Origin of the sequence: Peribacillus sp. FSL E2-0159 (assembly GCF_038643155.1) — a bacterium.
In the GTDB taxonomy this organism is placed as follows: Bacteria; Bacillota; Bacilli; order Bacillales; family DSM-1321; genus Peribacillus; species Peribacillus simplex.
In genome coordinates, this window is record NZ_CP152053.1 from 4,047,120 (window position 1) to 4,062,096 (window position 14,977).

At 30.9% G+C, this 14,977-nt stretch carries 12 protein-coding genes; 1 reads left to right on the top strand and 11 read right to left on the bottom strand.

Annotated elements, in window-relative coordinates:
• Positions 1-97: 97 nt before the first annotated feature.
• Entirely contained in the window at positions 98-1,639 is a 1,542-nt protein-coding gene (locus NYE63_RS19785) for a hypothetical protein (protein WP_342602388.1), read from the top strand.
• 170 nt (positions 1,640-1,809) lie between these two features.
• Here the strand turns inward: NYE63_RS19785 and NYE63_RS19790 are convergent, their stop codons facing one another.
• From NYE63_RS19790 to NYE63_RS19840, 11 genes are all read right to left on the bottom strand, one after another.
• Positions 1,810-2,733 carry a hypothetical protein gene (locus NYE63_RS19790; RefSeq protein ID WP_342602389.1) on the bottom strand — a complete coding sequence of 308 codons (924 nt, stop codon included), beginning with the start codon at positions 2,731-2,733 and terminating at the stop codon, positions 1,810-1,812.
• Positions 2,734-4,493: 1,760 nt separating this feature from the next.
• Entirely contained in the window at positions 4,494-5,774 is a 1,281-nt protein-coding gene (locus tag NYE63_RS19795) for a nucleotide sugar dehydrogenase (RefSeq protein ID WP_230177075.1), read from the bottom strand.
• A 20-nt stretch (positions 5,775-5,794) separates the two neighbouring features.
• The gene (locus tag NYE63_RS19800) at positions 5,795-6,805 is read right to left on the bottom strand and encodes an NAD-dependent epimerase (protein ID WP_342602390.1); all 1,011 of its coding nucleotides are present in this window, start codon (positions 6,803-6,805) and stop codon (positions 5,795-5,797) included.
• Positions 6,806-6,817: 12 nt separating this feature from the next.
• On the bottom strand, positions 6,818-7,945 hold the full coding sequence (locus NYE63_RS19805) for a glycosyltransferase (RefSeq protein WP_342602391.1): 1,128 nt from the start codon (positions 7,943-7,945) through the stop codon (positions 6,818-6,820).
• A gap of 223 nt (positions 7,946-8,168) precedes the next feature.
• Positions 8,169-9,296, bottom strand: coding sequence for a glycosyltransferase family 4 protein (locus NYE63_RS19810; RefSeq protein ID WP_342602392.1), 1,128 nt, complete (start codon positions 9,294-9,296; stop codon positions 8,169-8,171).
• A 1-nt stretch (position 9,297) separates the two neighbouring features.
• A complete protein-coding gene (locus tag NYE63_RS19815; RefSeq protein ID WP_230176834.1) occupies positions 9,298-9,795 on the bottom strand; it encodes an acyltransferase in 498 nt (165 codons plus the stop codon).
• Between the two features lie 387 nt (positions 9,796-10,182).
• Complete coding sequence (locus tag NYE63_RS19820; RefSeq protein WP_342602393.1) at positions 10,183-10,761, bottom strand: acyltransferase; 579 nt, start codon at positions 10,759-10,761, stop codon at positions 10,183-10,185.
• The gene (gene murJ / locus NYE63_RS19825; protein WP_342602394.1) at positions 10,761-12,269 is read right to left on the bottom strand and encodes a murein biosynthesis integral membrane protein MurJ; all 1,509 of its coding nucleotides are present in this window, start codon (positions 12,267-12,269) and stop codon (positions 10,761-10,763) included. The genes NYE63_RS19820 and murJ overlap by 1 nt, the downstream gene beginning before the upstream one ends.
• Before the next feature lie 85 nt (positions 12,270-12,354).
• Complete coding sequence (locus NYE63_RS19830; RefSeq protein WP_342602395.1) at positions 12,355-13,452, bottom strand: glycosyltransferase family 4 protein; 1,098 nt, start codon at positions 13,450-13,452, stop codon at positions 12,355-12,357.
• Positions 13,449-14,336, bottom strand: a complete 888-nt coding sequence (locus NYE63_RS19835) for an NAD-dependent epimerase/dehydratase family protein (RefSeq protein WP_342602396.1) — start codon at positions 14,334-14,336, stop codon at positions 13,449-13,451. The genes NYE63_RS19830 and NYE63_RS19835 overlap by 4 nt, the downstream gene beginning before the upstream one ends.
• Before the next feature lie 43 nt (positions 14,337-14,379).
• A complete protein-coding gene (locus NYE63_RS19840) occupies positions 14,380-14,973 on the bottom strand; it encodes a sugar transferase (protein WP_342602397.1) in 594 nt (197 codons plus the stop codon).
• Positions 14,974-14,977 lie beyond the last annotated feature (4 nt).

Here is a 14,977-nt window from a genome sequence, read left to right on the forward strand (position 1 = left end):
CAAACGATGACCTCGTTTGTTTTTATTTTTTATACCTATACATACTTTTTTGGACAAGCATATGCTATATAACATCACCATAAAAGGAGTGTTATATATGGCAGACCCACTCAACCTCTCTGAGGATTGCCAGAACAGGGATGTTGCTAATATTGATTGTTTTGGCGCCAATCCGAATCTAGCGGATAATTCACCAGCCATTCAAGCAGCGATTGATTTTTGTGTAGATAATAACTACTCTAAAGTTGTCATTACAGGGAAGAAACAATATACCCTTTCCTCCCCCATTGTCATTAAGCAAAACGTCCATCTTGAAATTGATCCGACGATAACATTAATAGTTAAAGGTAATTTCCAGGTTTTTGAGCTACAAAAGGATGCTTCCTTCTCTGGCGGGACAATTGAAGTTGTGGATGATAGCTTCAATTCATCCGTCATTTTTCTTTCCGGGGCGCAGCAAATAGAAATCCATAATCATACAGCTATATCCAATATCAATATTATTAATCGTACAACAACGTATCAAGGTATAGCCATCCATTTATACTGTAACAAAGCATGGGATTTCATCAGTTTCTTTAAGGCAAGCTACCTCCAAATCACAAACTTCCATACAGCACTTTATTTAAAAACCGAAAAACTTTTAAATGTAGATACCCCGTGTTGGATTAATGCCAACTCCTTTGAGTCCATTTTTATAGATGGCTGTCAGTACGGTATCGAGATTGTAGGAAACAGTGATCTACCTTACGAAATTTCCGGCAACACCTTTACTGGAATTCAAGTTCAAAGCCGAAAACAAACGAAAAAAGTCATTCGATGCTCGGGTGCTTATAATATATTTGAAGGCATCATATGGGATACCTACCGTATGGATGATCCCCCGCTCGTCATTGAATTCTCCTCCACTTCCCATCACAACTACCTAAGCTCAAATCAGGTATCCACCTCCATCCTTGATCGCGGCCAATACAATCGATGCACATCTCCTCATGAAGAATCGCTCCAAGTATATCCACCTCTTGCCTTAGGAAAAGCACATCTGGTCGGGAATCAAGACGATATCTTAGTAAATGCAAACGTCCGCTATGCTGTACGTCAGCTTTCTGGAAAGGCTCCTTATGGAGGAAATATCAATAATTGCTTCAATTTACTCGATGAGCAAAGTGTAAATTACCTCGATGTTCCCAGTTACCAACCAGTTGTGATTGAATTGGATTTTACCAAACAGCCTATTAAAATGCTAAATTGCTTTGGTATTTATTTTGGTTGGAATGAAAGTCCCAGTCGAGTATTGATTGAATATCAACAAAGCTTAAATGGACCTTGGACAGTTGCAAAAAATCTCCCATTTAACGCCGGTAACACTGTTATCTCGGAAGCAAGAGCAGAAACACTGTATAAAATTAGACTAACGTTAAGCGGCTATACACAAGAGCACAAACGATTCCGAATTAATCGGATCTTCGCAAGTTCATCCTTACAGCAAGGTGCAGCTTGGTTGCCGACTACAGGCGGAACATTATATGGAGATTTAGAACTTCAAAAAGGGAAAGCTGTGACAATGACATCACCAAACGGAACAAGGTGGAAAGTAAGTATTAATGATCTAGGCCAAATTATTACTACAAAGCTATAACTTTTAAAATTAAAAAAACTGGTATATATACTCGTTATCCATAGTGGAAAGGATTATTCCCCATAGATAAAGATCAATAGTACCAGTTCATTAATGGTTATTAATGTTATCTCCAAATTATATTACAGGGTGTGTGCCTATCTATTAGCTAATCACCCTTTTCACTTTTATTATTGATTCAAGATATTGGCTTGGCCTCTGTCAGCGATTCGACTTTCAGGCAGAGATGGGATCTCGATGCTAGTACCCATGCTATTATCCTTAAGTTCAATAACATCGTTTTGAAGTGTGATTTTGTCCAAATCCCAAACCATGCCCTCAAACTTATTGTATTGCCCACTTACCTTCAAAATGCTCTTTGTTTTGCCTGAAGGCTGTATCTGTAAGTTGGTAAATTGATTACCACTAACCTCATTCGGTATAGTAGAATGACTATCTATGTAAATCATATTCACACAATCTTCTAATGAAAGATTCAAAAAACGATTAGCATTGATCCAGGCCTTACCAGAAGACGGTTCTTCAGCTATTAACTTTACTCCAGTCTCCATCCCAGCAACCTTGACATTTTCAAAGTTCACGAAAGAAATCTCATGTTCCTTACCGCCAGCATATAAAGATATCGCTGTACCCTGATTACTCTCAGACCAATTAATGATATTTACATCCTTCACATGCGTTTTGTTCCAGGTATTATAATATTTATACTTACCATCTAAGTATATAACCTCTGAATCAAAATCAGCATCATTTATCACTACATAAGCACCTTCAATGGAAGCATTCTGCTCAAGCTCAAGCACCCTAAAATTCCCCTCAACAATAAACTTCGTCCCGTATCCAAATAGCAGCTTAACACCTTTCCTAACTTTGATCGGTGATGAAATCGAATACTCCCTATCATCCAGCATTACTGTTTTTAATTTATTGGCCTTTGCATGATCAATGGCAGCCTGAATCTTCGCAGAATCATTAGTCCCTTTAAAATCTTCAGCGAATATCTTTTCTTTATGATTAGATAGAGAATGTCTCTGCTGAAAAATGAAGAAAACAATCAGCAAAAAACATATGAAAAAACCAATAATTTTTCTCATAAAATACTTCCTTATTTCGATATTTTTGTTTTTCTACTTGTTAATGCTCTATTATCAATGTATCCTTTCTGCATACAATCATGTCTTTCACCTATAGGAGATAAGATCAAGATGTCCCATTACATTTTCGAGCATTATCAGTATTAGTGAAACGGATCGTTTACGTTAACAAGGCCAACATAATCTAAGAAATCACAAAACAATATTGAATTAGGACTATTTGTTTCAGCAATTCCAGTTCTTATACAAACTCTATACTACAATACGTTTTTTCTATCAATACATAAATTTTTTTTAAAAATAAAAAAGCAACATATTGTGTTACTTAATAAAAAATGACTGAGACCTTTTTTGTACATCAATAATAGAATTATTTTACCAGAAGAGAGCCAGTTACTTACAAGTGTAGAGGATAATACCCGAGGTATGTATATAATAATAATAGAAAAACCCTTCACGGCCATGAAATTCGACTCTCTAAAATGTTCTTTAATAGGAAGGTTTGACTGAATATTTCGCTTATTAAAATTTAGTAGCAAAGGCTCAAAAAGTACGCATTTCCGGGAAAGGAACAATGTGACGCATTAAACATGCCAAGTTTTATCGGACTACTTTAAAAGAAAATATGATGCCCTGTTTTAATGTCACATCCCACTCTATTTACAACAACTCATTTGTTTAATTTTATTAACTGGAATGTTAAATATTTCATATCATTTCGGTTGTTTTTTCAAACAATGGTCCTGCAACATTTCAAAAAAATGCCGGATTAGTTTTTTTGGTGTTAAAACTAACATCCTTTCTACCCTTCAATTAAAACCTGAAGTGCTAATGTTATTCCAAAATGAAAAATCATATTGATAACCCACCAAATATACATTAGACATCGTAAATCTACCTTCATGGTTTAAGCCCAAAACAATTAAAAAGTCGGAGTTCAGACTTGAATAGTAAAAAACCGTTTTGATTATTTTAGATAATGTTAGATCAAGATTACATACTTTTAGATAAGCTTTGATTTTAGAGGAAGCGCCTTTAATTATTTGTTCTAAAAAATCGATTATACGACTTCTCATGTCTTTATCATTCAACGCAAGATCAATCGTAGTTTTCACGAACCCTAACTTTTCTCAAACATCATATCTTTCCCCTTCGAATTCATAGGCAAAAACGTGATGTATTGCTTTTAATTTTTTGTATAACATCTGTCTGCTGAACTCTCCCCCTGCCCCTGGTTCTAGATTTTCTAAAACCTAAATATTTCTGGCGTCAAAATTCAAGTCCCATAATCGCTAAGTTGGATGGTATCATTCCATTTTATGGATTTGTGCAAAATTGTTTACCTAATAACGCCATATTGATCAAATAGGTTTAATAATTCCGTAACGGTGTGCTTCACTTTCTGGAACTGTTTAAACTCCTGTGACAAAGATTTCGTTTTATCAATAAGAATTAGGCCATTTTGTCATAAAAAAACTACACATCCAATTGTTAGATGATGTCTAACAATTGGGGTGCAGTTCATTGATAGTCTTCTTCTCAGTTATTTATTCTATGCCTTTTCTTATTACTAAACATTTACTCTAAATCTTTAGTAATAATTTCTGGCTAAATATGCTATCACTATATCATCAATAGATAGATAATCATAAATCTCTGACTGCAAGGTTTATATGTAGTAGATTTTATATGGGATAGACTAAGAATATATAATAACGAAACATCTAATATTTTTTAAACTAAATTTTATTTCTGTGGAATTAAAGTCTCCATAAATCAATAGATTCTGGACATTCTAATTTATTGAGAGTACTCTTGATATCTACTACTATACCTTTTCCATGTTTCAATAGTTGATCAAACTGTCCCCAACCGCGTTCTAAATATTCTCTATGTGAAACTGCAACAACAACTGCATCTGCAGGTAGGAGGTCATTATAGTTCGTAAGGCTAACACCATATTCGCGTTCAGCTTCTTTGTTGTCTGCTTCAGCATCTGTAACCTGTACATCCATTCCAAATTCTTGTAATTCACGGATAACATCAATTACCTTTGAATTTCGTAAATCTGGTACGTTTTCTTTAAATGTTAAGCCCAGAACCGTTACCCTTGCCCCTTGTACAGGCATATTTCGCTTTATCATTTTTTTAACTAAGGATGTTGCAACAAAACCTCCCATATTATCGTTAATTCTTCTGCCGGCTAAGATTACTTCCGGATGATGTCCTACTGCTTCAGCCTTATGTGTTAGATAATAAGGATCTACTCCGATACAGTGTCCACCAACAAGACCAGGTGAGAAATTCAGGAAATTCCACTTTGTTCCTGCAGCTTGTAAAACTTCTGAAGTATCGATATCTAAGCGGTCAAAAATAAGCGCAAGTTCGTTCATTAATGCGATATTTACATCGCGTTGAGTATTCTCAATAACTTTTGCAGCTTCTGCTACTTTAATCGAACTTGCTTTAAAAACACCCGCAGTTACTACACTACTATATACATCTGCCACTATATCTAATGTTTCTTTATTTTGGCCAGAAACAACTTTTGTAATTGTTGTAAATGTATGCTCTTTATCACCGGGATTAATACGTTCTGGTGAGTATCCAACAAAAAAGTCTTTACCGTATACCAATCCAGAAACTTCTTCTAAGATAGGAACACATACTTCTTCCGTTGCTCCTGGATAAACCGTAGACTCATATACAACAATCGTTCCATTTTTCATATGTGAAGCAACTGTTTCAGATGCTTTAATCAATGGGGTTAAGTCTGGTTGTTTGAACTCATTTATTGGTGTAGGAACAGCAACAATTATAAAGTCTGACTCAGCTAATTTCTGACCTTCAACTGTAAATTCAATAGATGAAGAAGTCAGTTCTTCATTACTTACTTCGTTTGTATAATCAATTCCTTGCTTAAGAGTAGAAATCCTATGCTCATTAACATCAAAGCCAATAATATTTTTTGATTTACCAAATGCTACTGCAACTGGCAATCCCACATATCCTAATCCTACAACTGCTATTTTTCTATTCATAATATCCAACTCCCTAGTTGTTATAATTTAATTTTGTAATAATCAAGGTACCAATCAATAAATTTATTTACACCATCTTTAATCGATGTTTGTGGTTTAAAATCAATGTCTCTAAATAAATCTTCAACATTCGCGTACGTTTGAGGAACATCCCCTGCTTGAAGTGGCATGAAATTCTTTTTAGCTTCAATTCCAAGCTTTTCTTCGATTGCTGTAATAAATTCCATTAATTTAACAGGACTATTATTACCGATATTATAAATCTTATAAGGCGCTTTACTTGTTCCAGGGTCTGGTTTCATACCACTCCATTCAGGGTTAGATTTTGCTTTTTTGTGAGCTAGACGATAAATACTCTCAACAATATCATCTACATAGGTAAAATCACGCATCATATCGCCGTTATTAAAGACATTGATTGGTTCACCATTAATAATTGCCTTGGTAAATAAAAATAACGCCATATCTGGTCTACCCCACGGACCATAAACTGTAAAAAATCTTAAACCCGTCGTAGGTAAATTGAACAAATGACTATATGTGTGAGCCATTAATTCATTTGATTTCTTTGTTGCCGCATATAAGCTAATAGGGTGATCCACATTATCATGAACTGAAAACGGCAAAGATTCATTTGCACCATATACTGAACTAGAAGATGCATAAATAAGTTGATCGACTTTGTTATGTCGACTAGCTTCAAGGATATTCGTAAACCCTACAATATTAGAATTAATATAGGCGAGTGGATTTTCAAGACTATATCTAACCCCTGCTTGTGCTGCTAGGTTAACTACTACTTCCGGTTTATGATTTGTAAACACATCATTTACACCATTATGATCCTCTAAATCTAACTTATAGAATGTAAAATTTTCATCTTTTAACAATGCTAAACGAGATTCCTTTAATGTTGGATCATAATAGTCATTTACATTGTCGATACCTATAACCTCATGGCCTTCATTTAAAAATTTTCTTGATAAATGGCTCCCTATAAATCCTGCAGAACCAGTAATTAGAATTTTCATATTACATTCTCCTTATATTAGTTTTCTATATATATGGTCGTACATTTTTACAATTGCGCTTATACTATAATTATCTAAAATTCTTTTACGAGCGTTTATACTCAAACTATTCTTGGTATCTTTTGAGAGTTCAATATACTTCAATAACGCATTTGTCAAATTAATAGTTTCAATTTCTTCGATGATATACCCAGTATTTGAAATAATCTCTCTGCAATCACCAACATCACTAGTAATGCAAGGAACACCTATTGCCATGGCTTCTCCAATTACGTTTGGAAATCCTTCACTTTTCGAAGGAAGTAATAACGCATCAAAACACTGCATGAGGTTAGGTATATCCCTTCTTTCACCTAGTAAAAAAATATTTTTTAAATCATATTTATTCACTAAAAAAGACAATCTTTCATTAGACATATCGACATTTTTCCCACATAACACTAAGTAACAGTTCTCATTTATTTCTCTTAATTTGTAAAAACTTTTTAAGATGAGATCATGATTCTTTAAAGGATGATACCTTCCTACATGTCCAAACACTATTGCATCTATTGGGATATTTAGATATTCTCTTATATCCTTTCTAACCTTGGAATTTGGGAAATAAAGATTTGTATCAAATCCATTAGGTATAACAAACATTTTTCTTTCTTTGTAGTAAATTTTTTTATGGTATTTCTTAGCTGAATTTGATCCGCATATAATGGCGTTGGGAATAAAAGATAATAAACCGCATATTTTTGCAATAATCACAGTCCTTCTTTTATCTATTCCCTTTACAAAGTTACTGTGTCTAATGTTCCAAAGTAGTTTAACTTTTGGAAACAAAATCTTAATAAATATACCTATAAAATCAGCATGATACATCCAAGTCTGTAGAATATCAGGTTTTTCATCTCTAAATATTTTGTAAAGCTTTTTTAGCTTAATCAGTAAACTACCTTTTGAACCCATATTTAGTGTATATATTTTTATACCTTTCTTTTCTATCGTTTCTCCCATCACGCCCTTATCTAATAATGATATAACCAGTAATTCATATTTATCCGCATCAGTATTGGAAATTAATTTTACGAGCATATTTTCTGCTCCGCCGTTTCCTAATCCTGTGATTAAGTGAACTAACTTTATCCGTTTCATTTTATGTAGTTCTCACTATTTGAAATGTCATAAAACTCCTCCACCTATCGATCAATTAATAGTGCGTACTATTATTTTCAAATAATATTCCATAGTTAATTATCCTAAAAAGAAATTTTAATGTAACATAAATATTTATAAAAATTGCCAATAAGGCTATTATTACATAAAAGGGAATATCATAATTAGTATTACTATTAATAATCTTTATAATTAATACTAATTATGCATTTTTTTTTTGGGTTAATTCATTATAAATATGCCTATATTTACTTTGGATTTCTGATAAATCAAAACCATTTTTAACAAGTGTTGCTCTTGCCTCTTTTCCTACTCCATTTAATTCTATAATGTTTTCACTTGTATACTTAAATAATTTTCTTAATTGGTCAATATTCTCATTTTCAAATAAATATCCGTTTAGATTATTTATTAATAAATCAGGATTGCCTCCAACTTCACTTGCAATTATTATTTTTTCAGTTGCCATTGCTTCAAGTAAGGAATTAGAAATCCCTTCATATCTTGAAGGTAAAATAAAAATATCTATTTCATTGAGCAATTTTAAAACATCATCTACTTTCCCTAAATGTTCAATTGAGGAATCCATATTCTCTAAAAAATGTTTTTCTCTTCCGTCACCTGCAATGAGAAGTTTATTTTTAGACAGAAATTCTTTACTCATACTTTCCCATGTATTAAGTAAAACATCTATCCCTTTAATCTTTTCTAACCTTCCAATAAAAGCGAATTTATTTATTTTTTCATTATCTATATTATTATTTTTTATTGGTGCAAACTTATCCAAATCTATTCCATTTGGAAGAAATACAATCTTTGATTCAGGAACCTTAACTTTCAATAAATCTTTTTCAATTAATTTACTTATAGCAATGAATTTTGAAATATTCTTTTTCATAAAAATGACTTTTAATTTGCCCAAAATTCCCGAACGACTTATTCTAATAATTTCACAACCATCTTTATTCCCACCACCAGCAATTTTTGCAATTGATGGGATTTTAAATAGACGAGAAGCAACAGCAGCAGTCAAACCCGGTGCACTTAGAGCGTGAGCATGAATGATATCTATATCATTTTTATTCTCGCGAATGAATTTAAGAGTTTTGATTAAAAATATAACCGGTGCTAATTTAGGATTTTTTGAAACCTTAATTCTATTAACATTTACCCCATTTATCTTTTCTTCTTTTCTTAATCCTTCATGCCATCTTGTTAAAACGGTAACTCTAATTCCACTATCTACTAACTTCTCACTTAATCTTAGTGCTTGTCTTTCCGCCCCACCTATCAAAGGATGAAAACTAGAAATTAACATGACTATATGCATCTCATTCCCCCCAAAATAAATTGGTTAAATATTCCCTTTTTGAAGTTTCTAGAACTTCGGGGAATATTGTCCGATTCTTTTCGCTCTTTTGTATATACTCCTCTAAAGACATTATTACTTTAGCAGGGCTACCTACAGCAACACAATTGTCTGGTATATCTTTTGTAACAATAGATCCCGCTCCTACAACACAATTATTTCCAATTTTTACATTTGGCATTATAATTGAATTAATGCCAATAAAACAATTACTACCTATTTCAATTCTTCCATACTTCTTTATGTGATTATATTGAGGCTCTCTTCTAAAGACCCAAGTCCCTCCATCATGATTTACAAATTTAACTCCACTAGTAATAGTACATCTATCTCCTATTTTTATTAAATAAGGTTCACTCCCAAAATTAGGAACCCCTAATATTCGACAATCACTTCCCAATTTTAATCCTTTTTTTATAGACTTGTTCAATAAATATTTTAACATTATTTTTCTTATCACAGTGCACCTCATCCTTAACTACCATTTTTAAATCTCGGTATTTCAATATTCGTAATATATAAAGCAAGAAAAAAATAGTACACACTAATATTAATTATGTTGTGAGTAAAAAATCCATTTAACAAGATAAAAAAAAAGAATACTGTTAAATTTAAAATTATTTTATTTTTCATACCTTGTTTAATCTCTTTGAAACTAAGATATATCAAAATAGAAACAACAACAGGAAATATTAAATAAATCAAAATGCCTGCTTCAGAAAGTATATGAATATAAAAATTATGAGAAGATAAACCTAGTATATTCTCATTAGTATTGCCAATACCTACCCCAAACAGAGAAGAAAATCCCAACTCAATTCATTTATTTAATGCGGCAATACGATCATCAATTTTCATATTTTTTATAAAAATCACCTTGTTCTTTTTTATAGTTCTGATAGAAGTGTTTTACTAAGAAACTTTTTTTTTCACCATAATTTAATTTTTTGGTATGAAAGGCATTACGTAATACTTTTTCTTCATAATCAGCCGTTTTCCTTATTAATCTCGCTGGTACACCCGCAACAATAGAATTCGCTTCAATATTCTTGGTAACTATTGAACCGGCAGCAACTACAGAGTTTTCACCTATCTTTACATTCGGCATAATTATAGAGTTAATACCTATAAAACAATTATCACCAATTTCTATAGGACCAAAAACATCAATATCTGGATACTTTTCACGAAGGATCCATACACCACCATCATGAGTAACGAATTGAACGTTAGCTCCCACAGTTACATGATTACCAATCGTTATTAAGTAAGGTTCTGAACCAAACTTTGCATTTTCAATTCTACAATCCTCCCCAATTTTCACACCTAAAGTTTTCAATTGTTTTTCTCTTAATTTATAAACTTTTTGAGCATATTTCTTTCTGTTGATTTTTTTTAACAATACTAGATATATTTTTATTAACATTATCTTTTCACCCTTAATAATTTAAGATCGATACCAAGTTTTTTATGGAATGATATATAAATAATAAAAATCATTCCTAAACCAAATAATAAGTTCAACCTATCACTAAAATTAATTAAAATTGTATTTTTTAAAGAGTATATACTTACCAGTGTAATTAGTAACATTAATGAATATTTAAAGGTAATTACTAAGATTAATTTTACATTTTCAATTACATTAAATTTATTTAAATAATATAACAACACAAAACAATTTATTATAACACTTATTGTTGTCGCTATTGCAATACCGATATGATAAAAATAATAACTTAGTATGAAATTGAAAACTAAATTAATAATTAGAGATAAAATTGAAACCAATAATGGAAGCTTAGTATTTTTTGCAGCATAGCATACCTTTGTAAGTACTTCTTTGATTACAATGAAAAATAGGCCCGCTGAATATGCCATTAAAGCCTGAGATGTCATTTCTACACCTCTTTCAGTAAAAGCTCCTCTAAAATACAATAATCTTACTATTTCTTCACTATATACAAACATCATAATAAAAATTGGAGAAATAAGGAAAAGTAAGTATTTTATTTGTTCTGTTATAAAAAAGTTGAATTTTTCTTTATTTTTTACATAGTAAATTGACAAATTAGTAAAAAGTATGTTGGTAACTACTAATACTATTATATTCAAAGGTAAATTTTTCAAAACATTTGAATAATGTAAAGCAGTGATACTTCCTTGATTTAAAAAAGATGCTACAAACTTGTCCGATAAAACAGTTAGCTGAGAAACCATACTACCAAATAAAATATATTGAGAATTTTTTATGAATTGCTTTATTTTATGGTAATTAAATAAGTTTTTTTCATTTTTAACTTTGTATCTTTTTATTCTTTTATGTAATCTTAATTGACCATACAATGCCTGGATAAAAGCACCAAATAGTAAACCAAAAATTACAGAATTAATTCCCATATGTTTATAGAATAAAAAAATAAAAGTTACAATAACCATGTTATTAAACAAATTTCCGTACTCAACTGTTTGAAATATATTCATAGACTGTAAAAAACCCGTAGAGATAAAAAAGACACCATATAAAAATATTATAAAAGACAAATATTTTAGAAATATTAATGCATAGGTTAGAGTTTCCCCACTTAATCCTGGAGTAATAATTTTTATAAAAATTCCAGGGAAAAAGAAAACTAATAAACTAGTCACAAACATAACAAGAATTAAAAATCGTCTAATTTCTTTGTATTCTCTAATTACAGTTATTGGATCTTGCAAAAAATTTGCAGAAAACATTGGAGCGAATGTTGTTCTAATTGTGGTGTTAAATATTGAGAATAAAAGGGTACAGATTGAAATTGCAACAAATATTGCATCGGTTTTTTCATTGAAACCAACATAATTTGTAATGAGAATATCCCTGAAGAATCCTAAACCTTTACTACTTAGTGATAATATTAAAACCACAATTAATGTTATTTTTAATTTAGCCATGCTTAGTTCCTTTTGTGTATATTTTTTAAAAATAAAAAAGTATACCACTATTTTTCTATATTTAATGCATTCACTTTTTAGTTATTTATCTTGTTAATATATTTTCAATTGCTCTCAAATACTCATCTATAATTTTAACCCTGTTAAACTCGACTTCAATTTTTCTTCTGGATTTTCCTCCCATTTCTTCTTTTTCTTTAGAATCAAGCCCCAAAAATTGAATGAGTTTTTCTTCTAATGAAGATACTGACTTAACTTCAAATAAATACCCATTATAACCATCTTCCACAATTTCCTTACAACCAGATATATTGGAAGCTATTAGTGGTTTACCCATAGCTGCTGACTCTAGCAACACATTAGACATTCCTTCATGATACGATGGATTAACTATACAATCAGCTTCTCTGATTTCATTTCTAACATCATTAGAAACACCTAAATAGTTTATTCTTTTATTGTTAGAAATAATATTTTTATAATTTTCTTCTTCAATAAGACCTAAAACCTGAAATTCTATATTAGGGTATTTTTCAGTTAGATTCCCCGCTGCTTCAAGATATTCATCGATACCTTTTTCCTTCATCACTCTTCCAATAAATAAGAACTTTATTTTATTATCATCACCTATTTTTTTTTGTGGTGTAAATCTTGTTATATTTACACCGGAACCAGGGATTAAAATCGCCTTATCTGGATGAAATATTTTTTGAGAGATAAAAACCCGAAAATTTTCTTGGTTTTGAAAGAAAATCGTATTTACATCTTTACAGGCAAATTTATATAAATTAATAACTATATGCTTTAATTTGGATGTGGTTAAAGACGTACCTACTCCAGTTATATTCATAATTACTGGTTTTTTAAGTTTTTTAGCCGCATATGCTCCATATATATTAGGTTTTATTGTATAAGTTAAAATGATATCCGGATTTATTTTTTTTATTAATTTATAGTATTTAGCAAATAAGATTAATTCATTTAGGGGATTTTTCCCACGTCTTTGGTAATTAATAAACTCAATCTCTACACCCATATCTTTAAAATATTTTAATTTGAATTCAGCTCCACTCACAGGCACACAAAGTACTACTTTATAAGATTTATTTAATTCTTCTATAAGTTCTTTTCTTAATGAATATACCCAATCAAGATGATTTGCTAAAATCAATACTTTTTTCATGACTTAACACCTTTTACTTTGTTTTGTTCCGAATTTTCAATGGAATTTTTTAAATTTACAACAGAGTATGATAAATTTTTATAATTGGATAAGCTCGGATCAATAATCAAACTACCAAAAACTTTATTCAATAATTTTATTCGATTTCCAATTAATTTTATACTGATACCGAGAATTACTGATAAATAGATTTTCCTTGAATTTTCTTGCGCAATTAGTTTTACCATAGTTGAAGTATTAACCAACTCTTTGTTTTGTGGAAAAAACAAACCAGAATCTTGCTTTTCTATTAATATTTTTATAAACTCCGATAAATTATCAATAAAAATCATACTTCTTAAATTATTCACTAATGGAAATATAGGTACTTTTATCGCTAGCTTTCTTAATCTTACATAATTACCTGGACATTTCGGACCATAAATCATTGGTGCCCTAATAATAGCGACCTTAAATTGCAAATCATTTAATTCATTTAACGCTATTTCGGCTTCAAGTTTGCTCTTTCCATATAAAGAATTAGGAATACATGGAGTTGAATTATTAATTATTACCTTTTGATTCATTTTACCTTCTATTCCATAAACAGATAACGTACTCATAAAGATAAATTGCTTGACTCCTGATTTTTTTGCTTTTTCCGCTAACTCAATTGTTAATTCTTTATTAACCTTGTAATATATATTTTCGGAATCAGGCTTTTCTTTCTTATGTACAATTGCTGCTACATGAAAAATCACATCATAAGTAGATAAATCAATACTTCTCCAATTTTCATTCCTTAAACTTACAACGTCTATATTATATGGTTCATATGAATGCATTAACCAATCTTTTAAACGCAAGCCAACATAACTTTTTTCACCAGTGATTAATATATTCATAGTAACCCCCTCAACTCTAGATTATTAGACTTAAATCCTTTTATTATTGGCTGCTTCCTTCTTTGACTCCCTCACTTTTAAGAACCGAGAAAACCGTTTTAATGAATACTTCTAAATCGAAAAGAATCCCCATTCTTTTAACATATTCTCCATCAAGTCTTGCTTTAATTTTAATAGGCAATTCATCTCTGCCATTTATTTGTGCCCAACCTGTTAGACCCGGGAAAATATAGTTTGCTCCATATTTATCCCTTTCTTCAATTAAATCATATTGATTCCACAATGCAGGGCGTGGACCAACAAAACTCATATCCCCTTTAAGAATATTTATTAGCTGTGGTAATTCATCTAAACTTGTTTTTCTAAGGAATTTCCCGATACTTGTAATAAAGGTAGATGGATCCTGTAATAAATGTGTTGGCATGTCTTTTGGAGCTTCAATTCTCATGGTTCTAAACTTCAATATATAAAATACACGCTTATGTCTTCCAATACGTTTTTGCTTAAAAAGAACTGGGCCATTAGAACTTAATTTAATCATGATTGCTATTATTAAAAAAAATGGCCACAATACAAATATTGCAAAAAAAGATAATAAAAAATCAAATCCACGTTTAACTTTAGGGTATACTTTCATCTAA

Excerpts from the sequence above, each read along its gene's own strand:
- NYE63_RS19790 (WP_342602389.1), bottom strand. The coding sequence starts at position 2,733 with ATGAGAAAAATTATTGGTTTTTTCATATGTTTTTTGCTGATTGTTTTC.
- NYE63_RS19840 (WP_342602397.1), bottom strand. The coding sequence starts at position 14,973 with ATGAAAGTATACCCTAAAGTTAAACGTGGATTTGATTTTTTATTATCT.
- murJ (WP_342602394.1), bottom strand. The coding sequence starts at position 12,269 with ATGGCTAAATTAAAAATAACATTAATTGTGGTTTTAATATTATCACTA.
- NYE63_RS19785 (WP_342602388.1), top strand. The coding sequence starts at position 98 with ATGGCAGACCCACTCAACCTCTCTGAGGATTGCCAGAACAGGGATGTT.
- NYE63_RS19810 (WP_342602392.1), bottom strand. The coding sequence starts at position 9,296 with ATGCATATAGTCATGTTAATTTCTAGTTTTCATCCTTTGATAGGTGGG.
- NYE63_RS19835 (WP_342602396.1), bottom strand. The coding sequence starts at position 14,336 with ATGAATATATTAATCACTGGTGAAAAAAGTTATGTTGGCTTGCGTTTA.
- NYE63_RS19805 (WP_342602391.1), bottom strand. The coding sequence starts at position 7,945 with ATGAAACGGATAAAGTTAGTTCACTTAATCACAGGATTAGGAAACGGC.
- NYE63_RS19795 (WP_230177075.1), bottom strand. The coding sequence starts at position 5,774 with ATGAATAGAAAAATAGCAGTTGTAGGATTAGGATATGTGGGATTGCCA.
- NYE63_RS19800 (WP_342602390.1), bottom strand. The coding sequence starts at position 6,805 with ATGAAAATTCTAATTACTGGTTCTGCAGGATTTATAGGGAGCCATTTA.
- NYE63_RS19830 (WP_342602395.1), bottom strand. The coding sequence starts at position 13,452 with ATGAAAAAAGTATTGATTTTAGCAAATCATCTTGATTGGGTATATTCA.
- NYE63_RS19820 (WP_342602393.1), bottom strand. The coding sequence starts at position 10,761 with ATGTTAATAAAAATATATCTAGTATTGTTAAAAAAAATCAACAGAAAG.